Origin of the sequence: Paraburkholderia sp. WS6, assembly GCF_030464835.1 — a bacterium.
Classification (GTDB): domain Bacteria; phylum Pseudomonadota; class Gammaproteobacteria; order Burkholderiales; family Burkholderiaceae; genus Paraburkholderia; species Paraburkholderia madseniana.
Map to the genome: position 1 here is coordinate 415,441 of NZ_JALQCK010000001.1, position 26,196 is coordinate 441,636.

Annotated in this window: 27 protein-coding genes and 1 pseudogene; 14 read left to right on the forward strand and 14 right to left on the reverse strand. The window is 60.7% G+C overall.

Features of this window, described 5'->3' with window-relative positions; translation table 11 throughout:
- Nucleotides 1-224: 224 nt before the first annotated feature.
- The 3 genes from M0D64_RS01740 to M0D64_RS01750 all read right to left on the reverse strand — a co-directional run bounded on the left by M0D64_RS01740 (nt 225) and on the right by M0D64_RS01750 (nt 2,168).
- On the reverse strand, nt 225-743 hold the full coding sequence (locus M0D64_RS01740; protein ID WP_266240948.1) for a hypothetical protein: 519 nt from the start codon (nt 741-743) through the stop codon (nt 225-227).
- A gap of 223 nt (nt 744-966) precedes the next feature.
- The gene (locus tag M0D64_RS01745; RefSeq protein ID WP_154566433.1) at nt 967-1,446 is read right to left on the reverse strand and encodes a nuclear transport factor 2 family protein; all 480 of its coding nucleotides are present in this window, start codon (nt 1,444-1,446) and stop codon (nt 967-969) included.
- A 17-nt stretch (nt 1,447-1,463) separates the two neighbouring features.
- Nucleotides 1,464-2,168: a TetR/AcrR family transcriptional regulator gene (locus M0D64_RS01750; RefSeq protein ID WP_154566434.1), complete on the reverse strand. Its 705-nt coding sequence runs from the start codon at nt 2,166-2,168 to the stop codon at nt 1,464-1,466.
- 108 nt (nt 2,169-2,276) lie between these two features.
- Here M0D64_RS01750 and M0D64_RS01755 point away from each other — a divergent pair, with 108 nt between their 5' ends.
- Nucleotides 2,277-2,927 (forward strand): YceI family protein, encoded by a 651-nt coding sequence (locus M0D64_RS01755; protein WP_154566435.1) that lies wholly within the window; start codon nt 2,277-2,279, stop codon nt 2,925-2,927.
- Nucleotides 2,928-2,983: 56 nt separating this feature from the next.
- On the opposite strand, the gene tdh is transcribed toward M0D64_RS01755, so the two are convergent.
- Both tdh and M0D64_RS01765 read right to left on the reverse strand, forming a co-directional pair.
- Nucleotides 2,984-4,015, reverse strand: a complete 1,032-nt coding sequence (gene tdh / locus M0D64_RS01760) for an L-threonine 3-dehydrogenase (RefSeq protein ID WP_028195988.1) — start codon at nt 4,013-4,015, stop codon at nt 2,984-2,986.
- Nucleotides 4,016-4,028: 13 nt separating this feature from the next.
- Nucleotides 4,029-5,228, reverse strand: a complete 1,200-nt coding sequence (locus tag M0D64_RS01765) for a glycine C-acetyltransferase (protein WP_154566437.1) — start codon at nt 5,226-5,228, stop codon at nt 4,029-4,031.
- 169 nt (nt 5,229-5,397) lie between these two features.
- On the opposite strand from M0D64_RS01765, the gene M0D64_RS01770 reads away from it, so the two are divergent.
- From M0D64_RS01770 to M0D64_RS01780, 3 genes are all read left to right on the forward strand, one after another.
- Nucleotides 5,398-6,024, forward strand: coding sequence for a helix-turn-helix domain-containing protein (locus M0D64_RS01770; RefSeq protein WP_154566438.1), 627 nt, complete (start codon nt 5,398-5,400; stop codon nt 6,022-6,024).
- A gap of 115 nt (nt 6,025-6,139) precedes the next feature.
- Nucleotides 6,140-6,538: a DUF2471 family protein gene (locus M0D64_RS01775; RefSeq protein ID WP_054034709.1), complete on the forward strand. Its 399-nt coding sequence runs from the start codon at nt 6,140-6,142 to the stop codon at nt 6,536-6,538.
- A gap of 63 nt (nt 6,539-6,601) precedes the next feature.
- The gene (locus tag M0D64_RS01780; protein ID WP_266256385.1) at nt 6,602-7,669 is read left to right on the forward strand and encodes a tyrosine-type recombinase/integrase; all 1,068 of its coding nucleotides are present in this window, start codon (nt 6,602-6,604) and stop codon (nt 7,667-7,669) included.
- Between the two features lie 88 nt (nt 7,670-7,757).
- On the opposite strand, the gene M0D64_RS01785 is transcribed toward M0D64_RS01780, so the two are convergent.
- Nucleotides 7,758-8,963, reverse strand: a complete 1,206-nt coding sequence (locus tag M0D64_RS01785; protein ID WP_266240989.1) for a DNA-binding protein — start codon at nt 8,961-8,963, stop codon at nt 7,758-7,760.
- 1,946 nt (nt 8,964-10,909) lie between these two features.
- Between M0D64_RS01785 and M0D64_RS01790 the strand changes: the two genes are divergently transcribed.
- Nucleotides 10,910-12,259 carry a replication initiation protein gene (locus M0D64_RS01790; RefSeq protein WP_074289157.1) on the forward strand — a complete coding sequence of 450 codons (1,350 nt, stop codon included), beginning with the start codon at nt 10,910-10,912 and terminating at the stop codon, nt 12,257-12,259.
- Nucleotides 12,260-12,338: 79 nt separating this feature from the next.
- Here the strand turns inward: M0D64_RS01790 and M0D64_RS01795 are convergent, their stop codons facing one another.
- Together M0D64_RS01795 and parA are read right to left on the reverse strand one after the other, a co-directional pair.
- Nucleotides 12,339-13,394 (reverse strand): ParB/RepB/Spo0J family partition protein, encoded by a 1,056-nt coding sequence (locus tag M0D64_RS01795; protein WP_266256386.1) that lies wholly within the window; start codon nt 13,392-13,394, stop codon nt 12,339-12,341.
- A 24-nt stretch (nt 13,395-13,418) separates the two neighbouring features.
- On the reverse strand, nt 13,419-14,081 hold the full coding sequence (gene parA / locus M0D64_RS01800) for a ParA family partition ATPase (protein WP_054034704.1): 663 nt from the start codon (nt 14,079-14,081) through the stop codon (nt 13,419-13,421).
- A gap of 872 nt (nt 14,082-14,953) precedes the next feature.
- On the opposite strand from parA, the gene arsC reads away from it, so the two are divergent.
- Nucleotides 14,954-15,313 carry an arsenate reductase (glutaredoxin) gene (arsC, locus tag M0D64_RS01805; protein ID WP_266256387.1) on the forward strand — a complete coding sequence of 120 codons (360 nt, stop codon included), beginning with the start codon at nt 14,954-14,956 and terminating at the stop codon, nt 15,311-15,313.
- Nucleotides 15,314-15,355: 42 nt separating this feature from the next.
- Here arsC and M0D64_RS01810 read toward each other — a convergent pair whose 3' ends face one another.
- Nucleotides 15,356-16,339 (reverse strand): sulfonate ABC transporter substrate-binding protein, encoded by a 984-nt coding sequence (locus tag M0D64_RS01810; RefSeq protein ID WP_266256388.1) that lies wholly within the window; start codon nt 16,337-16,339, stop codon nt 15,356-15,358.
- A 181-nt stretch (nt 16,340-16,520) separates the two neighbouring features.
- Here M0D64_RS01810 and M0D64_RS01815 point away from each other — a divergent pair.
- A pseudogene (locus M0D64_RS01815) lies at nt 16,521-16,643 on the forward strand (gluconate transporter); the annotation flags it as partial.
- Nucleotides 16,644-16,780: 137 nt separating this feature from the next.
- A complete protein-coding gene (locus M0D64_RS01820) occupies nt 16,781-17,071 on the forward strand; it encodes a DUF1272 domain-containing protein (protein WP_154566444.1) in 291 nt (96 codons plus the stop codon).
- A gap of 117 nt (nt 17,072-17,188) precedes the next feature.
- Here the strand turns inward: M0D64_RS01820 and M0D64_RS01825 are convergent, their stop codons facing one another.
- Together M0D64_RS01825 and M0D64_RS01830 are read right to left on the reverse strand one after the other, a co-directional pair.
- Nucleotides 17,189-17,392 carry a zf-HC2 domain-containing protein gene (locus M0D64_RS01825; RefSeq protein ID WP_154566445.1) on the reverse strand — a complete coding sequence of 68 codons (204 nt, stop codon included), beginning with the start codon at nt 17,390-17,392 and terminating at the stop codon, nt 17,189-17,191.
- Entirely contained in the window at nt 17,379-17,987 is a 609-nt protein-coding gene (locus M0D64_RS01830; RefSeq protein WP_097397126.1) for an RNA polymerase factor sigma-70, read from the reverse strand. Before M0D64_RS01830 ends, M0D64_RS01825 begins: the two co-directional genes overlap by 14 nt.
- A 449-nt stretch (nt 17,988-18,436) precedes the next feature.
- Here M0D64_RS01830 and M0D64_RS01835 point away from each other — a divergent pair, with 449 nt between their 5' ends.
- The 3 genes from M0D64_RS01835 (at nt 18,437) to M0D64_RS01845 (ending at nt 19,675) form a co-directional block, all read left to right on the forward strand.
- A complete protein-coding gene (locus M0D64_RS01835; RefSeq protein WP_266256389.1) occupies nt 18,437-18,568 on the forward strand; it encodes a hypothetical protein in 132 nt (43 codons plus the stop codon).
- A 541-nt stretch (nt 18,569-19,109) separates the two neighbouring features.
- On the forward strand, nt 19,110-19,394 hold the full coding sequence (locus tag M0D64_RS01840; RefSeq protein WP_054034198.1) for a hypothetical protein: 285 nt from the start codon (nt 19,110-19,112) through the stop codon (nt 19,392-19,394).
- A gap of 11 nt (nt 19,395-19,405) precedes the next feature.
- On the forward strand, nt 19,406-19,675 hold the full coding sequence (locus tag M0D64_RS01845; protein WP_266256390.1) for a DUF6723 family protein: 270 nt from the start codon (nt 19,406-19,408) through the stop codon (nt 19,673-19,675).
- A 416-nt stretch (nt 19,676-20,091) separates the two neighbouring features.
- Here M0D64_RS01845 and M0D64_RS01850 read toward each other — a convergent pair whose 3' ends face one another.
- From M0D64_RS01850 to M0D64_RS01860, 3 genes are all read right to left on the reverse strand, one after another.
- On the reverse strand, nt 20,092-21,084 hold the full coding sequence (locus M0D64_RS01850; RefSeq protein WP_266256391.1) for a hypothetical protein: 993 nt from the start codon (nt 21,082-21,084) through the stop codon (nt 20,092-20,094).
- A gap of 216 nt (nt 21,085-21,300) precedes the next feature.
- Nucleotides 21,301-23,589: a hybrid sensor histidine kinase/response regulator gene (locus M0D64_RS01855; RefSeq protein WP_266256392.1), complete on the reverse strand. Its 2,289-nt coding sequence runs from the start codon at nt 23,587-23,589 to the stop codon at nt 21,301-21,303.
- A gap of 129 nt (nt 23,590-23,718) precedes the next feature.
- Nucleotides 23,719-24,030 (reverse strand): hypothetical protein, encoded by a 312-nt coding sequence (locus M0D64_RS01860; protein WP_154566449.1) that lies wholly within the window; start codon nt 24,028-24,030, stop codon nt 23,719-23,721.
- Nucleotides 24,031-24,267: 237 nt separating this feature from the next.
- Here M0D64_RS01860 and M0D64_RS01865 point away from each other — a divergent pair, with 237 nt between their 5' ends.
- Genes M0D64_RS01865 through M0D64_RS01875 form a run of 3 tightly spaced genes read left to right on the forward strand, consistent with a single transcriptional unit; the run spans nt 24,268 to nt 26,187 of the window.
- Nucleotides 24,268-24,636, forward strand: a complete 369-nt coding sequence (locus M0D64_RS01865; RefSeq protein ID WP_028195969.1) for a response regulator — start codon at nt 24,268-24,270, stop codon at nt 24,634-24,636.
- Nucleotides 24,629-25,252 (forward strand): chemotaxis protein CheC, encoded by a 624-nt coding sequence (locus M0D64_RS01870; protein ID WP_093634325.1) that lies wholly within the window; start codon nt 24,629-24,631, stop codon nt 25,250-25,252. The genes M0D64_RS01865 and M0D64_RS01870 overlap by 8 nt, the downstream gene beginning before the upstream one ends.
- Nucleotides 25,249-26,187 carry a diguanylate cyclase gene (locus M0D64_RS01875; protein WP_154566451.1) on the forward strand — a complete coding sequence of 313 codons (939 nt, stop codon included), beginning with the start codon at nt 25,249-25,251 and terminating at the stop codon, nt 26,185-26,187. Before M0D64_RS01870 ends, M0D64_RS01875 begins: the two co-directional genes overlap by 4 nt.
- Nucleotides 26,188-26,196 lie beyond the last annotated feature (9 nt).

Genomic DNA, 26,196 nt, shown 5'->3' on the forward strand with positions numbered 1-26,196 from the left:
CTCACCTCTCGCTGACATGGCGACACCTCCTGGAACCGCTCACCTCTCACCGACGTGATGTCATGCTCCCTGGACCAGCTCACCTTTCGTCGAGGTGGTTGTGTCTCCTGGAATTCCTCACCTTTTGCGGTGTTGACGATATTTCCTGGCGATCCTCACCTTTGACTGCGATGACGCCATCTCCTGGAATTCCTCACCATCCTGGAATCGCTCACCTTTGCAGACTAGAACTTCACCTTCACCTGAAACCCGATCGTGAACGGAAGTTTGTCCGAGGGGATCGGCGGAATCACAATAAAGTTAGCCCCGACGCGCTTGTAGTCGACCATCACGATCGGCGCGACCACTGGCCCGATCGTGTGGTTGCGGCCGAGGCCCCAGTTGCCGTAGTTATAGCCCGAGATGATCCCGCCGATCGCAGCAATCCGCACGATGCCCCAGTGCGCGAACTCGGGCGCCCAGACACCGCCGCCATAATAAGAAGGGCGCCGCAGCGAGTTGCGAAAACCGCCGGCAGTCAGCGCCCATTGATTGTTGAGCCAACATTCGACGCCAAGGCCCGGATTGAACTCCTCGAAATGAGTGTTGGGGTCGGGATTGATGTGATACGAGCCAAGCATGGCGTCGACCCATACCCCGCCCTCGCACCAATTGCCCGCATGCGCAGCGGACGCTGCGGCCAGGCTCGCGACGAGCGCTACGACCGCGTGTCGAATCTGCTTTTTTGTCTGACGAAAATGCATGTATTCTCCGCCACCGATCGAACGCCGGTGTCATCTATGTTCTAGGTATTCTTGCTTGTCGTCCGTCGCGCACTGTACCTCAACCCGCACGGGCGATGTGGAGGACACGCTCGGACGCGCGGGCACGGGACGTGCCCCACGGCGCAGACGCAACGATAACGGAGAACCGATGGCAGAGCGGTGAACACCCGGCAGGTGTCCACCTTCAATGTCGGAGAAAGGTCTAGAGGCCGAGGTCGGACAGGCCCGGATGGTCGTCAGGACGGCGGCCGAGCGGCCAATGATAAAGACGGTCGGCCTCGCGAATCGGCAGATCATTGATGCTGGCATGACGGCGCGCCATCAGCCCGTGCTCATCGAACTCCCAATTCTCGTTACCGTAGGAACGGAACCAGTTGTTCGAGTCGTCGTGCCACTCATAGGCAAAGCGCACGGCGATACGGTTATCCGTGAATGCCCATAGTTCCTTGATCAGGCGGTAGTCGAGTTCCTTTGCCCATTTGCGACGCAACAGGCCGACGATCTCCGCGCGGCCATGCGTGAACTCGGCACGGTTGCGCCAGACGCTATCCGGTGTGTACGCGAGCGACACGCGTTCAGGGTCGCGGGTATTCCAGCCGTCTTCCGCGGCGCGCACCTTCTGGATCGCAGTTTCGCGTGTGAACGGCGGGAGTGGCGGGCGGGTTTCAATCGGGTCGGCCATGGTGTGTGTTTCCTCAGTCAGGTTTCTGTGCGCCGGGATGGCGGTCGTTTGCTTCGGGCTTCACTTGGGGACCTGCTCGCGGATTTACCTGCGAGTGGGTTCGATTCGCTTGCGGACTCGGTATTGAGCAAGGCTTCAGCGGCGGCTCGCGCGTCGAGCGCGGCATCGGCCTCGCCGCTCACCAGCGCCACGGCGATGGCGCCGTCGAGCAGGATCAGCCATTGGCGCGACAAGCGCGCGGCGCGGCGCGCGTCCATGCCCGATTCGGCCGCGTAGTCATCGCACTGGCTTCTCACGAACACGAGCAGGCGTTCCTTGTGTTCACGCGCGACGATCCGGATCGGATCCTCCGCGGAGGCGATTTCGCCGGCCGCATTCAGAAACGCGCAACCATGAAAGTCCTCCGACGCAAACCATTCGCGCAGCACATCGAACATGCCGAGCAGGTGCGTGCGCGCAGTCTTGCCGTGCTGCAACGTGCCCGCGATAAACCAGTTCATCCAGCGTTCGTCGCGCCGCTCCAGCGCGGCGGCGACAAGCGCGTCTTTCGATTCGAAGTGCGTGTAAAAGCTTTTACGCGCAGTACCGGATTGCTTGACGATTGCATCTACGCCGGTGGCATGAATGCCGCCGGCGTAGATCAACGCCTCCGCGGCATCGAGCAGCCTTTCACGCGCGCTGCTGCCGGACGCAGCCAATTCAGTTGGGTTTTGAGTAGCCATGTGCGAAGGGTAGAACGATCATTCTCCTTCGTCAAGTTTTTGTGCGCTTCGGCGGATTGCTACGCTTACTGCTATCGTGGTGATGGTCGATCAACTGGAACGAATTTCATGAGCCTCTCTATTGTCCGCGTCACATTTGTGCGCGCGTTGCTCAGCGCAGCGCTGCTGACTTCGGTAGGTTGCGTGCCCGTTCGAGTACTCACCCATACGGTCAGCCAGAACGAAGCACGCGTGCCGGCCGGTCGCTACGATCTCGATCGGGATCATTGCAGCATCACCTTCGACATCGATCACTTCAAGTACTCGCGCTTTACGATGCGCTTCGATCGCAAGCAGGGACAACTTGACTGGAACGAAGGCGGGATGGACAAAAGTACCGTGGCGATCACGATCGACGCTGCGAGCATCGATACGAATGTGCCGCTACTCGACAAGATGGTGAAAAGCGACAGCATGCTCGACGTCGCACGCTATCCGGAGGTGCGCTTCACCAGCACGCACTTTGAGCGCACCGGCGAATCGCGCGGCACGTTGACCGGCGATCTGACGATTCACGGCGTGACGCAACCTGTGACGCTCGATGTGACCTTCAACGGCTTCGCGCCCGATCCGCTCACGAAAAAAGACACGCTCGGCTTTTCCGCGGAGGGTCATTTCAGCCGCGCGAAGTTCGGTTTGTCGACGTGGTATCCGGCTGTCGGCGACGATATTCATGTGCGTATTCAGGCTGAGTTCGAAAAAACGCCCGCAGGCGCGTGAGCGCGGTGCGGGCGTTTTGTTTCAGCAGTTGCGCTTGAATGCGCTGCTCGTTCAACTCACGCGGCAGTCCAGTCGAGAATGACCTTGCCGCTCTCGCCTGAGAGCATCGTGGCAAACGCTTCCTGATAATCGTCGACCTTGAAGTGGTGCGTGAGGATGGGCGACAGGTCCAACCCGCTTTGCAGCATCGCGACCATCTTGTACCAGGTCTCGAACATCTCGCGGCCATAAATGCCCTTGATTTCGAGGCCTTTGAAGATCACCTGGGTCCAGTCGATCGCGGTCTGCGCGGGCGGAATACCGAGCAGCGCAATCTTGCCGCCGTGGTTCATCGCTTCGAGCATGCTGGTGAAAGCGCTCGGTACACCTGACATTTCCAGCCCGACGTCGAAACCTTCGGCCATGTGCAGATCAGCCATCACGTCGCGCAACGATTCACGCGAGACGTTCACCGCACGCGTTGCGCCCATCTTGCGCGCGAGTTCGAGGCGATAGTCGTTGACGTCGGTGATCACCACATTGCGTGCGCCAACATGTTTTGCAATCGCCACCGCCATGATGCCGATCGGCCCGGCGCCGGTGATCAGCACGTCTTCGCCGACCAGGTTGAACGACAGCGCCGTGTGCGTGGCGTTGCCGAACGGATCGAAGATCGCGGCGAGATCGTCGGAGATTTCAGGCGGAATCTTGAACGCGTTGAACGCTGGAATCACGAGGTATTCAGCGAATGCGCCTTCACGATTCACGCCAACGCCTACCGTATTGCGGCACAAATGCCGGCGTCCTGCACGACAGTTGCGACAGAAGCCGCAGGTGATATGGCCTTCGCCCGACACGCGATCGCCGATCGCAAAGCCGCGCACTTCCTGACCCATTTCCACAATTTCACCGACGTATTCGTGGCCGACATGCATCGGTACCGGAATCGTCTTCTGCGCCCAGTCGTCCCATTTCCAGATGTGGATATCGGTGCCGCAGATAGCGGTGCGCGTGATGCGGATCATCACGTCGTTGTGACCGACTTCGGGTTTCTTCACATCCGTTAGCGTGAGGCCCGGTGCGCGTTCGAGTTTTGCCAATGCTTTCATGTGCGCCTCCGCTTCAGATGACACCGAGTTGACGGCCGACGCGCGCAAATGCGTCGACAGCTCGATCAATTTGTTCCGGCGTGTGTGCGGCGCTCATTTGCGTGCGAATTCGCGCGCGGCCTTTGGGCACCACGGGGAACGAGAAGCCGATCACGTACACGCCTTCCTTCAACAACGCGTCGGCCATATTCGATGCAAGTTGCGCGTCGCCGAGCATGACCGGAATGATCGGGTGTTCGCCGGGCACGAGCGTGAAGCCGAGCGCGCTCATCGCGCGGCGGAAATGCGCGCCGTTTTCGCGCACGCGCGCACGCAGCTGCGCGCCTTCGTCGCTGGCGAGCAATTCAAGTACTTTCAGCGAGGCGGCGGCGATGCTCGGTGTCAGCGTGTTCGAGAACAGATAGGGACGTGAGCGTTGACGCAGCAGATCGATGACTTCCTGGCGCGCTGCAACGTAGCCGCCCGATGCGCCGCCTAGTGCTTTACCTAGCGTGCCGGTAATGATGTCGACGCGCGACAGCACACCGCAATGTTCCGGCGTGCCGCGCCCATGTTCGCCGACGAAACCGACCGCGTGCGAATCGTCGACCATCACGAGTGCGCCGTAGCGGTCGGCGAGATCGCAAATGCCTGCGAGGTCGGCGATGATGCCGTCCATCGAGAAGACGCCGTCGGTGGCGATCAGCTTGAAGCGTGCGCCGGCGGCATCCGCTTCTTGCAGCCTGGCTTCGAGATCCACGAGGTCATTGTTCTTGTAACGAAAGCGCTTCGCCTTCGAAAGCCGCACACCATCGATGATGCTCGCGTGGTTGAGTTCATCACTGATGATGGCGTCGTTGTCGTCGAGCAGGGTTTCGAACAGACCGCCGTTCGCATCGAAACAACTGGAGTAGAGGATGCAGTCGTCGGTTTGCAGAAATGCGGCCAAGGCCTTTTCGAGGTCTTTGTGCACGGTTTGCGTGCCGCAAATGAAGCGCACCGACGCCATGCCGAAGCCGTCGTTATCCAGGCCAAGCTTAGCGGCCTCGATCAGCCGTTCGTCGTTAGCCAGACCAAGATAGTTATTCGCGCAGAAATTCAGCACTTCCGTGCCGTTCGCAAGACGCACGTCAGCCGACTGGGGGCTAGCGATCACGCGCTCGTTCTTGTAAAAACCGTCAGCGCGGATCTGCTCGAGTGTGCCGCGCAGATGGGCGAGGTAAAGGTCACGCATGAACCAGACTCCTGAAAGGGTGGTGCGCCCACGCGCGACATGCTCGGCACTTGCGGCATGTTCGGCGTCGAGGCGGGCTGTTATAGTCGGCTGTCAGTTTTATCGGATATTTTCGTTTTTCCGAACTAAAATCCGGTATGTCGAACAACTCTAAACGATAGGTCAGTAAATGGCAAGTTCGGGAATCCGCCGCGCAGCAGCCAACGCGGCACCCAGTTCAGGCGCGAGTCCGGTCCCGGCGATCGCGGCGCCGCCTCGCGTCGGCGAGCAGATTCAGCGTCTGCGCGCCGAACGGCGAATGACGCTCGACGACCTGTCGCGCGCGGCCGGCGTGTCGAAATCGATGCTCTCGGAAATCGAACGCGACAAGGCCAATCCGACGATCGCGGTCGCGTGGCGTCTGACGAACGCCCTCGGCGTCAGCCTCGATTCGCTGTTCGCGCCGCAGAAGGCGCCGGAGGCGATTGCCGTCTCGGGTCCGCACGACATCCCGACTTTGAGCGGGCACGAAGCCAAGTATCAGTTGCGTGTCTGGGGCCCGATCGAATTGGCCGGCAAGTTCGAGTGGTACGAACTGACGTTGCAGCCAGGTGGGGCGCTGGTGTCGAACGCGCACGAACCCGGCACGCGTGAGCATTTGACGGTGCTGCAGGGATCGATCGAGATCGAGGCGGCGGGCGCGACGAAGCGGCTCAAGGCCGCGGACACCGCGCGCTATGTCGCTGACGAGCCGCACGCGATCCGCAACGCCGGGAAGGGCGAGGCGAAAGCGCTGCTGGTGGTGATTCACGGCTGAGGGGCAGACGCACCGTTGTAGGTTGATGTCTGAATTGGACTGAATTGTCCGCTCGGCCGAGGTTGCGCGAGACACTGTATATTTGTACAGTACAGGGTGTCGACTGGAGCCGATAATGAACGACCTGACCACCGAACAAGCCGAGCATGCTCTGGCCGCGCTGCGCTATCAAACCGCGGCGCGCGATCTTGAACACATCGTGCGCAACATCGCCGCGCGCTACATCGTCCAGCAGGTGCCGCTCTCATGGCGCCTGCTTCATGCAATCGAAGCCGAAGCGTTGGCGGACCTCGGGTTTGCCAGCCGGCACGACGCGATCATGCTCGGACTGTTCCAGCGCCCGTCCGAGTTGCCTTATCCGGAAACGGACGAAGCGGTGGACTTCGGCACATCCACCGCATTGCCGGCAGTGTTCGCGTTTGCCGTCTCGGCCTATGAAGAGGCGGCACGCCGCGCCGCACAACCTGCATCTAAAGACGCGCCGCTAAAGCACGCGCGGGCGTGGGGCGACTGACTCAGGCGCTGTACTTTCATCGGTTGCCACCTACAATATGCGCAACTAACGGAAGGATAGCGTATGCCACCTCCCAATCTGTCCGACCCGGTTCCACGCCCTGCACCGTCAACTGATCTCTTCGATCAGGAACGGGAAGACTGGCGCCGCGATCCGCAAATCGCGTTCGACGCGTGGCTTGCCAAGCAACATTTCAGGCACTCTTCTGCTGAAGTCTATCAAGCGCAGTGGGGGTTTTTCCTCGACTGGCTGGCGGTTCGCCAAAAGAGTCTGGTCACGGTCGATACGCAAACCATCGCCGAATTCGTGGGCGGCCTTGAGATCCGAAAACCGCAACGTGTCAGGTATTTGCGGCTCATTGAACGGGTACTGGACCACGTACGCGAAATTGAATCCGCGTCGACCAATCCTGCGCGCTTCATTGCTCAGGATGGCGAAGCAGCATGGCGGAATGCACGCGATAACGAGCCGACCGGGTTTCTCAATCATGCAGAACGCGCGGCGCTCATTGCACATCTGTTTTCGCCCTTGCCGGCCTTGTCAGCCGCGCAGCGCTGGAGAGAGCGACGTGACCGTGCATTGATCGCTGTGTTTCTCGGCGGCGGCGTCAAGACCGGCGAGGCGGCAGCACTTACGGTTAGTTGCGTGAACGTCGGCTCACCGTGGGTCACGATCGAGTCCGCGAATCCGATGCTGACGCGCCGTACCCGACTCGCGCCCTTCGCGGCCGCCGTTCTCGATGCATGGCTTGCGGAACGGCGCCTTTCCGAACTGGCCGGCAATCTGGTCTTTCCCGCTTCGCCTTCGGGACGCCCAATGCACAAGGCGACCATGCTGCGCGGCGTCGATGCGTTGATCGACGCCGCAGGCATCGCCGCGTCGCGAGCCTCACGCGCCAGTCCACAAACTTTGCGCAACACCTTCGCCGCAGATCTGTTCGAGAGCGGGGTTGAGGCGGAACAGGTCGGGCAGTGGCTGGGATTTGTCCAGGCCGTGTCTGCCAACCGTTTGTATCGGGCATGGCAAAGGTGGATGGATCAGCAGGATTCGCCAATCGTCGATGAACCGGATCCAGCCGCTCCGCCATTACCCACGCCTAGGCGCGACGGGCGTTTGACGAGAAAAGGGTGAGTAGACGGGTCCTGAAAATACTCACCCCTCAGGTCCCGAATTTCCTCACCTTTGGCGATTTATCCGTTATGACACCCGCGCCGGGCGGTCATGTCGACGCTGCAATCGATCCGCTCGACAAAAACCGGCTAACCGCCTCCAGCCTTGATTCGCCGGGTCCTGACGAGTGATCGCATTCCGGACACTGCAGCTCGAAGCGGTGATCCACTTGCGACAGCTCCGGCTCACCTTCCTCACATTTTGGGCAGCGCAGCGGCAGCGTGACATGACCGTCCACCGCGGTGCCGATCATCGCCAGCTCGTCGGTCGTGAGCCTGCCCGCTTCAACCAGCGAACACAACAGGTTCGCGACGGCGGGATCGATGTCCTGCTGGCCGCGCAGCGCCGCAACTTCTTTTGCCAAAACATCCACTTCGTCCGACTGCTCGCGTAGTTGCGCGTCGAGCCGGTCGCCGCGGGCCTTGGCTGAAGCGAGTTGCTGAATAAACTCGAATTCCTTGCGACTGGCGTCACGCACCCCCGATTGGTAGGTGGCCGCCATACTGCGCAAGGAATCGAGTTCGACCAGCATTGGCTTCACACGGCGCTCAGCTTCGGAGACGGCGTCCTTGATCTGTTGCGCATAGTGCTCGGTGCTTTGGCGCAATTCGACGTGCAGCGCATCGATCCGGTCGCGGAGCGCCGCGTTAGTCGCCTGTTCGGTATCGAGGCGTTGGCGCAATGTTTCGTTTTCGCCGTCGAGTCGACGCACCGTGGCCTGCAAGCCTTCTTGGTGAGCGGTCCCATGTGTGGTGGTGCTGGATAGTTCAGTCTCGAGCGCGCGAACGCGTTCCCATGCGGCTTCAGCTCTGAGTTCGCTGCGCTTGATTGCTTCTTCCGACACGTCGCGGCGAATTTCTGCTTCTCGTGCGCGTTGGTCGGCGACGGTGATTTGGGCTCGAATTTCCTCGCGTTCGCTGTCGAGGGTCGAGCGAGCTTGCACGACGGCTTCTTCGAAAAGGGCGCCCAGCAATTCGCCGGCGCGATCTTCCAGTGCTTTCGGGATAGCGCCGGCGCCGACCTTTACGCGCGACACCGTTCGAATGCGTTCCCAGAAATGGTCGATGTCCTTCGGGATGTCGCTCGCGCTGCCTGTTTGAGTCAGGTCGCGAACGGCTGCCATGGACGGGCGAATGCCCAAATCAAAGAAAAGTCGCTTGCAAGCATGCAGTGACAGTTCTTGCCGCCGTGCCCCGCTCGCCCTTAACGATTCAAGCTCGTCACGGATGGCTTGTCGTTCCTGGTCCAGATTCATGCATACCTCGATGTCGCTCGAATTGGATGAATCATAACAATTTACGTATTGTTTGCTACGTATTTGTTTGGGGCGAGTGCTATTTCGCCAATTGGCGTGTTTTGAGGTTACTGATGGCTCTCGAGATCGGAGCAAGCCGAATTTTTCCGTGAAACAAAACGAAGACTAGCCAATAAGCTCTTGTAAATAAAGAGGTTTCAGCGGTTTTTTTCTGATCGCTCACTGTTTCACGAGGGCGTCATGGGAGCTGTGGGGTGGAGTGGTCTTGTCCGAAGGGCACACGGGGAACGTCTAGAGAGTAATAAAAGTAAACACCTTTGAACCCATGTTAAAAACGTTAACGCCATGGCAAACCCTTACCAGGCAGGCGTTCTAGCCCGGCAAGGTGAAGCTTTACGGGAGTGGTGGTGAGGTCTTGCGGGAGTGTTGAGTGATGAGGTTCGGGGGCCTCGGTGAGTGGGTCCGGGACAGAACGTGAGCGGGTTCAGGAGCTGCCCCAAAAGTGCGGTTTGGCTAAAGGTGAGATTTTGCGGGACCTGAGCGTCCGGGATCGCCCGGCAGCGCTCAAAAGTAGGTGCGGAGCGCGATGGGCCTGAAGGTGAGCGCTTTCGGGACCTCCGTGGACCACAGATTTTGGTCTTATTTTGGCCTCGTAAACCCCATTGGTGAGTCAAGACAGGAGAAAACGCGAACCGAAGGTGAGGCTTTCCGGGGCCGAGGCGTCATTTTTGCCTCAATTTTGTGCATTCGGGCGCTTAAGGTGAGTGTTTGCGGGAGCTGAACCGGATTTCGACCGAAATTCGGTTCGGTGCGTCGATGGGGTCGTCGATCAGCCCTTGCGGAAAGGTGAGCGAATTCGGGAGACGTGGATCGAGGCGATAGCCGACTCGTCAAAATGCCTGTTTTGGGCCTGAGGTGAGGTTTTTCGGGAGCCTTTTGGGACGTTTGTGTTCGCTAAGGTGAGGAAATACAGGACCAAAATCGCCACAACGGGCCGGAAAAGCCCTACGGACGCTGTCAGAGCCGTTCCAGTTTTGCGGCTATTGAAATCCTAAGGTGAGGTTTTTCGGGGCACATTGGGCAGCGGCCGGAAACGTCAGATTTCACTGAAAAGCTGTTAAAGGTGAGGATATACGGGAGTGAGGAACCATCGCCCGGCGAATGGCGACCCAATAAGTCAATGAAATCATTGAATAATTTTTGTGCGCTGCGCAAAGGTGAGGTTTTTCGGGGGCGCTTTTCCAGGAGCTGCACAGGGCTGTTCCGGGCTCTTAGGTGAGGCTTTTCGGGACTATTTATCGGTGTTTTTTCAGTGCCCCAGGTCTGGAGGCCGCGTCGTTCCAAGCGCTCAGCTAGCGTTAAGGTGAGCTTTTTCGGGGGAGGTTGTCGCGACTCGGATCTCACTCTCGCATAAATGAGGTGTGGTGCTGCCAGGCTCGGCGGCCATTTACTCAATTGGACACGCGGCGATTGCCGTGTACATCTGCGCGACGAAGGCTACATGGCCTCAATCGACGCGTGTGCGTGCCGGCGAACTTCGGCGTGGCGTCTGCTTAGTGAGGAGGCTCGGCGCGTTTGCCGGGTTTCTCCCCTCCCCTATCCGCTGAAATCGACAGAAGCGCGTCCGTGCCGACGATTGAGTGCGAGTGCGCTCCGCTCGCAACGTGCGTGCAGCCAAAATTCACGAAATTTTTTTGAGGTGAGAAGATTCGGGATCGAATGACTCTCGTTCGCGGCAGGTCAGAAATAGGTCAGTTTTCGGGAGGCCGCGACCTGTAAGGATGCCCTGAACCTGGCGCGAAACGGGTGAGGTGAGGGTTTTCGGGAGTGGCTCGAGGTGAGTTGCGCCTCGTAAACTCACTTCACCGGGAACGGTGAGACCCGTGCTATAGACGCGTATCACCACAGCCGGTATGCTCTCGCCAAATCCCTCCTCGACCAGACGCATGGCCACGAAGCGCGCGAAGAAGACAGATGTAGTCAGCCCGAGCTCGGCCGAATTACGCAAGGCCGTCGAGGCGATCGCCATCCAGCCCAAGAGCGGCAAGATCACGCTGCTCACCCGCAAGTTGTTCAACGTTCTCCTTGCCGTCGCTCAGCAAGCTGACGAGTCCGGTGATACCTATCGGGCCTTGCTGTCCGACATCGTCGCCAATTCCGCATTCGATTCGAACGACACGGCGCTCGTGAAAGAGCACCTGCGGCGCATGGTGTCGGTGCAGGTCGAATGGAGTACCGGCACGTCCAGCCAGAAGCCGGGCCGGAAATGGGGTATTTCCACGCTGATTGCCGACGCGGAAATTCTCGAAGATCCCACCACCCGCCGCGTGTGGGTGGAGTTCTCGTTTGCGCCGAAGATCAAAAAGAAGCTGCTCGATCCGGTTCAGTATGCGCGCTTGAGTCTGCAGTTCCAGAGCCAGTTGCGCAGTAGCGCGGGGCTCGCACTTTACGAGATTTGCGTTCGCTACCTGACTAACCCGAGCCATCTGACGATGCGCGAAACATGGGAATGGTGGCGCCCTATTCTGTCCGGCACGCCAGACACCGAAGCGGGTGACGAGGCGAAGCGCGAGTACAAGTACTTCAAGCGCGATTATCTGCGCCCGGCCATCGCCGAGGTGAATGCGGTCACCAACATCTTTGTCGAATTGATCGAACACCGCGAAGGGCGGCGGGTCGCCGAGATCCAGTTCCGCGTGACCGAGCGCAAGCAGCCCATGCTTGCACTCGACGAACACCCGAATGTGTTCGACAGCACGCTGGTCGACCGGATGGTGAAGATCGGCATTCCGCTGAAAGAAGCGCAAACACTGTACGCCGATAGCGAAGAAAATCGAATTCGCGCGGCGCTGCAGATGACCGAGCAACGCATGCGCAGCACGTCCTTGCCCGCTGTGCGTAGCGCGCCGGCTCTGTTCAAGGATGCATTGAAGAAGGGCTATGCGCCGCCGGTCGAAGCGCTGCCGTCCGGTAGCGGAGGCAAGGCTGCGGTGGCCGCGCCGGCGGACGACCTGAAAGCGCGGCTGCTTGGCGAGTACTCGGCGGTTCGGCGCAAAGAAGCGCGCGAGCTTTACGACGAGCAAGGTGAGTCCGAACGGGAGATCGCGCGGAAGTCGTTTGAGGACGACGTGTTACCGGATCTCGGCACGCACATGCGTGACGACTGGCGTCGTCGTGGGCTGGACTCGAAGATCGTCGAAACGGCATTCTTCGATTGGCTGGCTCGCAAAACCTGGGGTGAACCCACCGATGGCGACCTGCTCGCCTTCACACTGAGCCAATCGCGCGCGGCGTAATCATCAAGATCACATCAAGAAAAACGGCGGCCACTTTCGTGTGCCGCCGTTTCTTTTCCTGCTGATACTTTCCCCTCTGTTACTTCAGCATCTTTTCAATTTGACGAAGAATGTCGTCACGCTTTTCACGTGTGAGACCCTTCAGGCGCAGTTCGATTCGATCGTCTCCATACGATTTCAGATCGCCGACCGAGACGCCGCCGAGCTTGATTTCCAGACGCTGCGCATAGCGCTGCCGACCGGCCGGCTTGGTGCTTTCCTGCGCGCTTGCCCTGCCCTTGACGATGTCCGCCACTTGTCGCGTGCTCAGGTCGTCCGAGAGGATTTTGTTGATCAGGCGCAGCGTAGCGTCGGCGCCGCGGGCAGTGTGATAGCGGCCCACCTGATACGCCATGTTCGAACCAAAGCGGTCAGGCCTTGCGACCATCTCATGCATCACCACCTCGGGTAGCTTCGCAATCGACAGGGCGACCGCGACGGTCGACTCGTCTAGTCCGAGATGTTCGGCGAGTTCCTTCTGGCTCTGGAAATGCCGATCGTCGAGAAAGCGTTTCCAGACGACGGCGTTGTCGAACACGGTCTGCGAATCGCGCTGGACGTTGAGGTCGTAGCCGAGCTTATAGCTTTGGATGCCGATCGGCAGATCGATGACGATCGCCTTCACCGATTCCTTGTTCGCTTCTTTAAGCGCCCGCACACGTCGGCCGCCGTCGCTGACGAAGTAGGTGCCGGGGTTGTCGTAATCGGGAATGACGTGAATCGCCTGCTGCTGGCCCTGCTTCGCCAGATTGACAGCAAGCTCGGCAATCGACGCCTTCAGATAGAAATGGCGCGGATTGAACGGGCTCGGTTTGATCGTCTTGAGCGCGAGCTCGATGACCTGACCCGGCCGGTAAGCGTGTTCGATTCGCCAGGCACGGTAGGCCGCCGACTCATTGGCGATATCCGCCGATTCGGCTTCCGCGACGTCCTGAGACAGGATCGGCTGGATGACGCGGTTCGGTACGTCGCCAGTCGGGGCGCCGTTCTTGACCAAACCGTCGATCGCGTTCAGGCGGTCGAGAGCGGTTCGCTTTTCGCTGCTAGTCGTATCAGGACGTGCTTGAAAGCCTTTGGCGAATTGGGAGGGTTTCATTCAGGGTCCTTTATGCGCATAAATTCAGGGGAGCAGGGCTGCGATCTCGTTGGCGCACGCCCGTACTTCGATGGCGGCGAGCTTGGCGCCGCGATCGTTCATCTGAAGCACTGTCTGCCCTAACGCCATTGCCTGCTTGTAGGCTTCGCGCGTCGGGATCTGGGTCTTGAGCAGTGGGAAACCGAGCTCTTCCAACGCACGCTTCAGTTCGCGCGTCAGCATCCGTTTCTCTTCGGTCTTATTCAGCAGAAAGACGGCGCGCAGATCCTCGTTCATGACCTGGGCCTGCTGCACGAGTTTCACCAGTCCGACGCTTGACCAATAGTCCGCGGGCGACGACGACGTTGGCATGATCGCGACGCTCGCCGCGAGCAACACGACACCGGACACTTTCTCGGTGATGGAGGGCGGGCAGTCGACCACGATGATGTCGTAGTCAGCCACGAATTTCTTGATCTCGCGGTGGATCTGGCTGCCGGCTTCGGAGAGGTTGACGACCGGGAAGGGAATGCCGGTTTCGCCGTCTGATGATGCACTGGCCCAATGGACCAGTGTGTTTTGACCGTCTGCGTCTACGACGAGGACGCGTTTGCCTTTTTCATGGAACGCAGCCCCGAGGTGCATCGCGATTGTGCTCTTCCCGACCCCACCCTTCTGCTGAGTTACCGCGATGATTTCTGCTGCCAATCTTCACCTCCTCTTTTTAGACGCAAAAGGATTTTACCTGGATGAATTCGCATTTCAATCGTTTTTGTGTAAACGCGAGAAGAATTAGCCGTTTGGGATAGGTTTATGCGCATAAAGGGTGTGGCGTGACTGCGTGAAAGCGCTGCGGCTGTCACGCGCGTATCAACGGCAATAGGTTTGCGACGTCGGGAGATATCAGACGCTGTGGGGTATCGAATAGGGGAAGCGGCCACAGGATCCAATGCGATGTGAAGCTACGCCCTCGGGTATGGATCGTGGTGCATCAGTTGTCTCGGATTCGACGCTGTCCCGTTTGTCCAGGTTTGGCGTTGCCGGGTCGCATCGCTTTTGCATGGTCCAACTGTTGGTGGCATCGAGGCATACCTGGGCCACGTCTTGCCCCGCGAGCTGTCACCTGTAGACACCTCTTTATGCGCATAAACTCCTCGGGCATTACTCACGCATGGAGCGGCCGCTGCCGTTGGGATCTGACCGTGCGGATCGATGCATGATCCTGCGGCACGGCACGGCACGGCACGGCACGGCACGGCACGGCACGGCACGGCACGGCACTGGGACTGGCGGCTGCACGAAGCACCACGTTCATGCATGCAGCCGCCGGCGCATGATATGAGTCGAAGCGTTCAGCGGAGCGACGAGGTCGCCCCAAGGAGGCGCGTGAAGACAACTTCACGCAGGCGCTTTATGCGCATAAACCGAACTACACAATCACCAACAGACAGCGCCCCTTTTCCGTCCCGACGAAACCCGTCCGCCCGCGCCGGACATCCACCCGACTCCCCGCACCCGCTAAAATCCCCCACGAAAAAGCACCCTGCACCCCAACACAAGCAACGCTTACCCAACCAACCATGATCACCATCTACCACAACCCTCGCTGTTCAAAATCGCGAGCCACTTGCGACCTGATCGCCGCCACCTACAGCAGCGCCAATGAACCAACGGAAATTGTCGAATACCTGAAGCAACCTCTCACGGTCGCGCAGTTACAGCAACTCAACACGCAGCTAGGCTGCACAGTCCGCGAGATGATCCGCGACACCGAAGCCGAATACAAAGCATTCGACCTCTCCGACACCACGCTTAGCGACGCTCAGTTATACGAAGCATTGGCAAAGCACCCAATTCTCCTGCAACGACCGATCGTCGTGCGAAACGGGCGAGCCGTGATTGGCCGCCCGCCGGAAAATGTCGAAGTGCTATTCGCTTAGGCGTCGAAACATCGCGGTCTACGTGACCTGAGCCCAAGTGACCTAGGCCTTGGTAGGCAATGCAGCGTCCTTCGTCACGATTTTTGTCGGGATGATGCGCAGCTCGCTGAATGTGTCGGCAATACGTTGTTGTTCTGCAAGCACGTCCGCGTCGATGGGTTTGTAGATATGCGCGTAGTGCCGCAAACCCGCTTCGATCACACCTGCGTCAAGGCCCTGAATCGGCGCGAGCTGAGCGGCGGCTTCGCTGTAGTGGCCGCGCACCCACGCCCCCTCTTTACCTACCTCGTCCATTACGATCGCGAGCACGTCACCGTTTTGCTCCGCAAACGGCCGCGCGCTCAGGAAGAACTGATGGTGACTGACGATGCCTTCGGCGTCGGCGAGCAAGCGGGCATTCGACTGGCGTTTTGCGGCCTCGAGGAACGGGTCCCAGATTGCCCATGCGTCGATCGCTCCGCGTTCGAAGGCCGCACGCGCATCGGCGGGCGCCAGAAAAACGGGCTGGATGTCGCTGTATTTCACGCCGATCTTCTGCAACGCGGCGACCAGAAACCAGTGAACGTCCGAACCTTTATTGAACGCGATCTTTTTGCCCTTCAGATCGGCGAGCGTTTTGATCGGCGCATCCTGATGGACCAGGATGCCTTCGGCATGCGGCGTCGGGATTTCATACGCGGTATAGACGAAGTTCGCGCCGGCCGCCTGCGCGAACACCGGCGGCGCCTCGCCGACATAACCGAAGTCGATCGCGCCGACATTCAATCCTTCGAGCAACTGCGGGCCGGCGGGAAACTCAGTCCATTTGACCGTGATGCCACGCGGTGCGAGCAGCTTTTCGAGCGTGCCGTGCGCCTTCAGCAACACGAGCGTATTGGCCGCTTTCTGATAACCGATGCGAAATTCCTTCGCATGCGCATCCGCGGCGAAGACTGAGGTGGAGACAACGGGCAAGGCCGCGGCGGCCAGCGAGGCGCTCACGCCTGCGATGAACGCGCGGCGCGTGAGCAACGGATGACGGGACATAAAGGTACTCGTTAAAAAAACGGACGCGAAACGGACCGATTAGCTTCGACGATAATTCGTCTGCAAGCCTGGACGAACCGATAAATTCGCATAAGCAAATCACGCCGGAGAGGCCGGGACATCCCAGAGGTCCCGCTCTGCGTGTCTGACTGCGTCAAGTCGCCTTGCCCCGCTACAATCCGTCATCCGCGAGTATTTCGGGCTGCAATTGAAGCAGACGGTGATGGTCCGGTCGGTGCTGCAGACGATCGTATCCGTCGTCGGCCTCGCATTGACGTTCGCGTTGTGGACCGTGTTGACCTGAGCCTGCCGTGGGGATCGCAAACGGAGGCAGGAATTGACGCCTCGCTGTCAATTCCGCATGGCCCGCTCCGCTTACACTGCTTCGACACAGACGAGGCGCAGTCCCGCGCCTCGCTTTCCTGCCGACCCGGAGCCACCATGCTTGAACTGAGGCCGTCCTGCGAAGGATGCGGCAAGTCACTGCCGCCGAACGCGCCCGACGCGATGATCTGCACGTACGAATGCACTTTCTGCGAAGTGTGTGCGCTCAGCACGCTGCGCAACGTGTGTCCGAACTGCGGCGGCAATTTCCAGCATCGGCCGATCCGCACGCGCGCACAGTTGGCCAAACATCCGGCCCGTACCGAAGCGCATCCCGTCTCCATCGACGAAGCGGCGCACGCAAGCTTCTTCGAGCGCTATCGGAACACGCCGCCTGGCGAGCGCTAACAAGCGCCACCGGCACAAGGCGGCGTTCAAGCGCGCTGCCGTCCATTGCAGCGCACCACCAAGCCACCGCTCGATGCACAGCGGCCCTAAGGCCAGCCAGACGACCCAAGCGCCACTTCAATCGTCACCACCGCCCGCGCCCGGCGTCGCCACCCCGCTCACCGTGCGCGCCGCCACGCGCAGCAGACGGATCTGTTTGCGGTAATTGCGGCAGCCGCTGCAAGTCGGCAGATGCAGCCGGATCGCAACCCATTCGCCGGTCGTCAAACGGCGGTCGAGCGCGTCCGACAACAGGCGCGTGATGTGCTTACACTTCCCCATTCGCATCCTCTCTGGATAGGCCCTTTTCGCTCAGGCAAGTGCGCAAGCGCAGCCGCGCGCGGTAAATCAGCACGCTGCAGTGATTGGCGGTCATCTGCAGTTCAGCGCAGATCGCTTCTGTTTCGAGATCGAGGAATTCGCGCATCATGAACACGCGCCCGATGTGCTCGGGCAGGTGTTCCAGACACATCTCGAACAAGGTCCAGAATTGCTGCTGGCGCAGCGCGGTTTCCGGCGTCGGCCAGGGTTGCGGCTTGCTTTCGCGTGACCAGTGGCCGTTGTCCTTGAAGAGCTCGCGATCGAGCAGCGTTTCGCCGTCGATTTCGGATTCGAGCGCCGACAGATTCACCGTGCGCTGCCGTGCGCGCAAGGTGTCGACGAGCTTGTGGCGCAGGATGCCGAACACCCACGTCTTGTGCTCCGATTGCGCGGCAAACCGGTCGGCTTGTGTCCAGGCGGCGGCCAGGGCCTCCTGGACGGCGTCTTCGGCGGCAGCGGCATCGCGTAGTTGTAAACGGGCGAAGCGCAACAGATCGCGCCGCAATTGCGTCAGATAAACGGGATCATCGAGCGCCGGCCCGCTTACTTGCGCCATGGCAGGCTCCGTCGCCGCGCTCGCGGTTGCCGCGCGTTTTCTTTCGAATCGTTGTGGTTCATAGGCGGGTGGGTTTCCTCGCGCAGTTCCCGGACATGTGCGCCATTCTCCCGCACGTTCCAGCGCAAGCGAATTGGTATTGAACATGTGCCCGCCAGCAAGCGAAGACCAGATGACCTTAGTCGTGCCGCAACGGACTTTATGACAGCAAAAAATATTATTGCGAAAAATGAAATCAAGACTGCGGCGGCCCACCGCAACTTCAAGCGCATGGGCGAGACGTGCAGCGATACACGTCTCAAGCCCGCCGCAAACACGTGCCCGGATTATTTCATTATTTGAAAAAACATCTTCTTGTCTTCGGTATTTTTAGGCGGACGCTGAATCGCTATTCTCCACTCCATCGATCACCCCGGATCGCGAACCAATCGCTGAAGAGGAGTAGCACCATGAAACGCATTCTTACCGCCCTGATCGCTTCCGTCGCCCTGTTTGCTGCTGCTTCGGGCGCAGCTCAAGCTGCTACGCCGGCCCAATGCAGCGGCCCGGCATCGTACTGCAACGTGTTCTTCGGCAACTAATCGTCTGACGGATGCGGTCGGACACCTGTCCGGCACAAGTCTGCGGACGAGGCGGGTTCTCGAAATCAGGAAAGGGCGCCGACAAAGGCGCCCTTTCTGCATTTAATCCCGAGCGTTTTGACGCGCGTGTGAAGCATCCGCAGAACATGGCTGCGGGCCCACTTTATCAGCTACGAGCGTCGAGAAACAGAAAGCGGTACGCAATACCCGGCACTCCGAAGCAACACCCGCGCCCGGCGCGCAAATGCGCCTAATGCTCACTCTTCTAACGTGTTACAGTGAGCCAACAGCTTGCAGTTCTCCTGTGCGTCCTGCGCAGTCCCTCAGGCATCAGCCTCTCATCACAGCGCCCTGAATCGAACGGGGTCCTTTCCTTCTACTTCGCTTGACGGTGTCGTCGGCGTGGCCTCACAGACGCCGCTCCTGATGCGCATCGTCGCCGACCAACACCTTGTTCGCTGAAACGCCGCGACTCGCCCGGCGTCACGCCCAACACACAGCGACACGTTTCAAGCGAGATCCTTAACCGGAGACGACTACCATGAACAATACGATCAGAAGCTATCGGGGCCTTGAGATTTATCCATTGGTTTATCCGCATCAGCCGCGTTCTGCCGATGGCGCCCGCCATTACGATTCGGGTTTCGACGCCGCAGTGCGAATCTGCCGGCGCGGCACCGACGACACCTTGACCAGCAGCCGTGTATTTCGCGTGCCGAGCCGCTCCCCGTTTGGCGCGGCCGGCGACGCACGCATTGCATCAGCGAGTTACGCGGAGCGGGTGATCGACGGCATGGTTGCCGGCGAGTCGATCGTCGGACTCTGATGCGCGCACCGATGGCAAGCCACGTTTCCAGGCGCTCGCAGGGCGCGAATTCCACGCCGCTGACCGGCCGCGCGAACTATCAGGTCGCGGTGTCGTCGCGTCGAACCTCCAGCGGGACGGTGCCGACGCTGAAAGTGACCCGGTTGAGCGACGAGCGCGTGATCTATCCCTTTCAGGGCCACGCGGACATGCCGTTTTTTGAAAATGCGGATGCGGCTCAGGTGTTTGCCGAGACGTACGGCTGGCAGCTTGTGGATGGCGACCTCGCTGTCCCGGAATGACAGCGAAGAACGTCCAGTTGCCTCAAATCGTCCTAGGCCGAAAGCATGCTTGATTGACAAGGCAAAAGTACCAGTTATCCACAAGGTTATTCAGTGAATCTGTGGATAACTTTAGTTGCTACCGGGTTATCCACCAGGCGCAACTTTCGAGGTCTGGACCTGCGCAACCAGAAGTCGGCGCTTTTAGTGCGCGCCGTCACCGTACCGCCCGGCCATTGCCTATGATGGGCAGTTCGTACCCTTTTGCGCGTCAAGCGCCTAACCTCAAGGAAGCGAACCATGGCCCATCACATCGCAGTGGTCGCTGCCTGACGACCAATTCGGGCCAAATCAGGCGGCTTTGCCGGCGCCTATCCAGACGAAAAACGCCGACGTTGCCGCAACTTCACGGCACGCCGGCGCTACCCCTCCCCCGCTTAGACGTGATGATGTCCCGTCACCCGTTCCCAGCCATGACGCACGGCGAGCTTGAAGCGCTCCCACGTGCTGTCGGGCGAGGTGTTTTCCCAATGGCGCCGGGCTTCCGGCTCGACGTCGTCCCACAGCCGATCGCGATAACGCGCGTCCTGACCGATCTCCGCGCCGTAGCGATAGGCCGGCACGTAATCTTCATAGCGCGCGTTCTCAGCCGCGTATTGCTCGTCGTAGTGCGTGCGGAAGTCCTCTTCGTATTCCAGATACTCGTTCGGCATCGGGCTGCCTAGACCCGCGGTCGGCTGCCCCGCTTCGGAGACGACATCCGACGGCTGCAAGATCGCGCCCGAACCCGGCATCGAACCGGCCGCAATCGCGGTACGTTCCGCATCGCCGACCGCGTCGCGCATCGGCCGCTCAGCCAGCGGCGGCGGGACGAACGGCTCGGCGTCGGTGCCCATGAGCGGCGGCGGATAGAGCGGATCGGCCGGGGTTGCAGGTCGCGTGGTTGAAGCCGGCGTTGCCACGCCGGGCGTTGTTACGCTCGATGTATGCGGCGTGCCAGGCGTCACCGCGCCAATGCCGAGTTCATCGAGTATCGAATGATCGCGGCTCGATTCCGTCGGCGTGTCCCAATCGGGCGAGCGCTCGCCGATGTCGGTCGCGCCCAGCCTCTTCAAGGTATTGCGAGCGAGTTCCGCATGCGATTCGCTGGCTGCGCTCACGCAGACCAGCACGGCGCCGCGGCGCACGGCTTCCGTGTAGCGAGCCGTTTCCGACGCGCGAGGGCCGCTCGCAAACAGGTTCGAGAGAAAACGCTCGATATTGGCGAGCACGCCGGAACCGGCGACCTCGTCGGTTGCGGAGCCGACGGAGGGTTCGGGATTCGCCTGCAACTCGATCGTGTCGCGTGCAAAACCGGTCTGCACAAGCGTGTCGCGCGCGGCCTCGGCTTGAGAATAGGTGTCGAATAAACCAATCACGGTATGTCGCATGGCTGTCTCCCGACGGTTTTAGGTGGATCGAACGGCGCAAGAACGCGTCGGCCTGCTTCCCTAAAAACATCGCAACGATCATGCCGGGGCGGCACAACGTGTCCGCACGCCCGCTGCTGGCCGCTTGCGCCGATCTGGTTACGTAGAAAGCGCGGCATTCCGCTGCCGCGCTTTTACAACCGCCGGTAATTGGCGGCGGCGCTCAAAAGGCCGGCGTTAGCCGGCCGGATGTGCCGCCGCAGCCGGATCGGCGCCCGTTTGCGCCAGCTCGCGCTGGATCGCTTGCAGGAGTTCTTCCAGCAACGCGATATCGAAGGGTTTGGACAGCACCCGCACGTTGACATGCCGCGCACGGTCGAGTTCTTCCGCATAGCCGGTGACCAGAATGACCGGCAGCCGGGTGTCGAAAGCCTGCACGGCTTCGGCCAGGTCGATGCCGTTCATCGTGCCGGGCATGTGGATGTCCGACAGCACCAGATCGAACGGCAGTGGCTCGCCGGTGCGCGCCTGCCTCGCGTGGGCGTCGTCGAACAGGCAGAGCGCGGTATCGGCGTTGAATACACAGGTGACTTGGTGGCCCATCATCTGCAACAGGGCCTCGGTGCCGGCGGCGACTTCGTCGTTGTCCTCGACCAGCAGGATGCGCAAGCCGTGCGGCGTGCCGCTTTCCTCGGCGCCCGTTTCAGCCGGCAGTTCGGCCTCGGGGGCGGCTGTGGCGCGCGGCAGATAGAGGCGCACCGAGGTGCCTGCGCCGATTGCGCTGTCGATCGCGGCAAGGCCGCCGGAGCGCTCGCAGAAGGCGAAAACCTGCGGCAGGCCGAGACCGGTGCCCATGCCTTTCGGCTTCGTGGTGAAAAGCGGTTCGAAGGCGCGCGCGAGCACTTCAGGCGGCATGCCGCCACCGGTATCTTCAAGCGACAGTTGCACGAAATCGCCGGTCAGGGGAAAGCCGTCCTGGTGGCGGAAGTTGATATTGGCGGCTCGAACCGTGAAGCGGCCACCGTTGGGCATGGCGTCGCGCGCGTTCACCGCGATGTTGATCAGCGCCAGTTCGAGCTCGGCGACGTCCACACGCATGGGCCAGATATCGACGCCGATGTCCATAACCAGCGAAATCTTCGCGCCGAGCGATGCGCGCAGCAGTTCGCGGCACGCCGGCAGCCAGCGCTCGAGCGCCAGCGTCTCGTTGCGCAACGGCTGCTTGCGCGCGACGCCAAGCAATTGGCGGGTGAGCGACTGGCCGCCCTTGAGCGCCCGCTCCATCGCGGACAATTCGCGGTCGAGCCCCGGCGTGCCGCGCCGCCGGGCGATCTGCACGTTGGCCGAGACGATCATCAGCAGGTTGTTGAAATCGTGCGCCACACTGCCGACCAGGTTGCCGAGCGCCTCCATCTTGCGCGACTGGCGATACGCGGATTCGATCGAGCGGCGCATCGAGGCTTCGGCCTGCCAGCGCTCCCACGCCTCCTCCTCGGCGCCGAGGCGCCGCAGCGACAGCCAGATCACGCACCACAACACGATGGATGGCGTGAACATCGACAGGATCAGCACACTGAGGTGCCGGTACCACGCGGTCCAGATCGCCGAGGTGCGATAGCCGCACAACGCGTAGACCGGATAGGCGCCGATGCGCCGGAACGCCAGAATCACGTTGTCGTCGTCGATGTCGGAATGCATGCGTACGACGCCGGCTCGCCGCCCTTGCGCCAGCGCTTCGGCCAGTGGCGAATTCGGCGCCGTTGCCAGCGGCTCGCGCGGGCGGCGCGGATAGTGCGCGAGGATCGCGCCGTCGGTGCGCACGAGGCTCATGATCATCGGCGTGCTGTCGCTACCGCCGAGCAGTTCCCGGTAGAACGCATCGAAATAGCTGGGCCGCAGGGCGACCGAGACCACTCCCGCAAATGAGCCGTCGGCTGCGAGCCGCTCCACGCCCGTGTTGAACACCTGTTCGCCCACCACATGTCCCGTCATGACCTTTGAGACATGCTCGAGCCCCTTGCCGTCGCGAATGCCGGTGAAATCGTCGCGGTCGGCGATCGACAACTCCGGCGCAGGATAGAAACGGCTGGTGGCGAGCAGATCACCCTCGCGGCCGAAGATCGAGACGGCCGCCACCTGAGGATAGCCGCCGCCCATGGTGCGCAGCTTCTCGTGGATCTCGCCTTCTTGAGCGCGAATGCCGTTGTCGTCCAGACCTTGCGTCAGATCGACAATCCGCGAGTCGAGCGTCTCGTTCATGTCGAACACTTTCAGCGCGTGTTCTTCCGCCACGCGCACGGTGCGCAGCGTGACGTCGGTCGCGTCGGCCATGCGCGTGCGCAGATCGCTGAACGCCATCGCCGCCACGTACACGCATGGCAGCACGATGGCTGCGATCAGCAGCGCGATCAGCGTGATGCGCCGGACGTGGAAATTATGTTCCGGTACGGCTGGAAACCGCGCCTCGTCCTGGCGGCTAGCGGGAGGGCGGCTCGCTTCAGGCGGGTCGAACCGTTCTGGTGTCATGGTCGGTAACGCTAAGGTCGTTCAGGACGAAAAGGCCGCGAGTCGGTGTCATACAAAAAGCATAGACATGTAGCAGCCGTACTGGTTACTGTGACAAATGGTCGGCCCCCGATTTGTCGGCCGTTTGAATCAGTGACAAATCGAGAAGCGCAAACGTACACAAAAGTATAAATGTAAAAGGAAGCCTTCCAAATCTACCGAAATATTTTCAAAAATAGTACTTATTGGGAAAATCTCTTTAATCAAGGCGAAATTGGCGAGTTGCCTTTCCGCCAATTTGCTTCGAAAATCGATGCCATCACAAATAATGCGTCCGCCATGTTCGGATGCATCTGCCGCGAGGACCGCCAGGCAACGCGCACAACGCGTGACCGAAGGCGCTCGCGGAAACAGGCGCGCGGCAAGGGGACCAGCCCGATCCGTGAAGCCGCGCGGATTCATCTACGGGGTAGGCTCGAACATGCCGGTCATAGCCGTCGTCCACCGTGCTCGCACGCATCCATGCGCGCCCACGGCTTCCGTCACAAACGCCTCGCTGCGCGCGCTCCCCGCTCGTTTGCAAGCTGCATTCTCGCAAGCTTCAGCCCGCTTGAGCGCCGGTCGACAGACCGCGCGCTAAAGAAATCACCTCTACCCGCCGTTAACGCGCCAGAGCTAATTCCGCTTACCGACCCGCCCATGCCTTTGCCTATTGTGATCGCCGACGATTCATTGCTTGCCCGCAAGGTGCTCACCAAGGCATTGCCGCCGGACTGGGATGTCGACGTGTCCTACGCGACGAACGGGCGCGAAGCGCTCGGCCTGTATCGCGAAGGCAAAGCGTCGGTGATGTTCCTCGACCTGACAATGCCGGACATGACCGGCTATCAGGTGCTGGAAGCATTGCAGCATGAGGATCTGAACACCTTCGTCATTGTCGTCTCCGCCGATGTCCAGCCGATGGCCCAGTCGCGCGTGCGCGCGCTCGGCGCCGCCGCATTCATCGCCAAGCCCGTGACGCCCGAGGCGGTACTACCCATCCTCAAGGAGTACGGGTTGTATGTCTGAGCCAGTCCTCACCGAAGACCAGCGCGACGCGCTGCAAGAGGTCGCCAATCTGGCGATGGGCCAGGCCGCGACGCGTCTCGCGAGCCTGCTCGATGCGTTCATCGAATTGTCGGTGCCGCGCGTGAAGGTGGTGGCGGTGAGCGAGGCGGCGCAGGCGCTGCGCGAGATGACCGGGATCGAGGACACGGTGAGCGCGGTGCGCCAGGGCTTTCGCTCCGACATCAAGGGCGAAGCGCTGGTGATCTGTCGCAGCGACAGCATCGACCAGTTGTGTTCGCTCGTGAGCGACCCGTATTCGCGCTCGAGCTATGAGGCGGTGAGCCAGCAGGAACTCGTGTTCGACGTCGCGAACGTGCTGACGGGCGCGTGTGTCTCGTGCATTCTCGACCAGCTCGGCCGCACGCCGGTCTTCTCCGCGCCGGGCCTGCTCGGTGAAGCGATGACGCTCGACGAAGTGTTCCAGCCCGGCGTGCTGCAGTGGGAAGTCGCGCTGCTGGTGGAAGTCAATTTCGCGCTCGAGGATCAGAGCTTCCGCGCGCACCTAGTGATGCTGATGGCCGAAGAGTCGATCCGCCATATGAACGAGGCGCTCGACGAGCTGTTGTCCAGCTTATGAATGTATCCGCGGAGTCATTGAGCGATCTTGTGGTCGAACGTGTCGGTTTCGGCATCTTCGTGCTCGATCGCAACATGACCGTGTTGATGTGGAATCGCTTCATGCAGGATCACAGCGGCTTGACGCCGGAGCAGGTGGTCGGCAAATCGCTCTTCACGCACTTTCCGGAATTGCCGCGCGTGTGGCTGTCGCGCAAGATCGAAAGCGTGTTTCAGCTCGGCAGTTTCGCGTTCAGTTCGTGGGAGCAGCGCCCGTACCTGTTCAAGTTCGATCACGACCGGCCGATTACCGGCGGCGTCGACTTCATGCAGCAGGACTGCACCTTCATGCCGCTCATGCGCGATCGCGAAGTGGTGGCCGTGTGCGTGACCATCTCTGACGTCACGCATGTCAGCATCGTGCAGCGCGAGCGTGAAGAGGCGGTCGCCAAGCTGCAGGAATACGCGGACCGCGACGGTCTGACCGGCATCGCCAACCGGCGTTATTTCGAAGCGCGCCTGCGCGACGAATTCACGCGCTGGCAGCGCTACGGCGGCGAGATGTCCGTGCTGCTGTTCGATCTCGATCACTTCAAGAAAATCAACGACCAGTTCGGTCACGGCGTCGGCGATACGGTGTTGCGCGTGATGGCGCAGCGCGTCGCCGAGGTGGTGCGGGCGCAGGATACCTTCGGGCGTTTCGGCGGCGAGGAATTTGCGTTGCTGTTGCCGTGTACGCCGCTCGAGGACGCCATGCGGGTCGCGGAGAAAATTCGCTGCACGATCGCCGACACGCCGGTCGACGTGCAGGGCACGAGCGTGCCGGTGACGGCCAGCGTCGGTGGTGCGGCGGCGCGTCTGGGCGTGCCGGCGTACGACGTGCTCATCAATGAAGCCGACGCGGCGCTGTATAGCGCCAAGCGGCAAGGGCGCAATCGCTCGGTGGCGTTTACCTGAGCGTTTCTC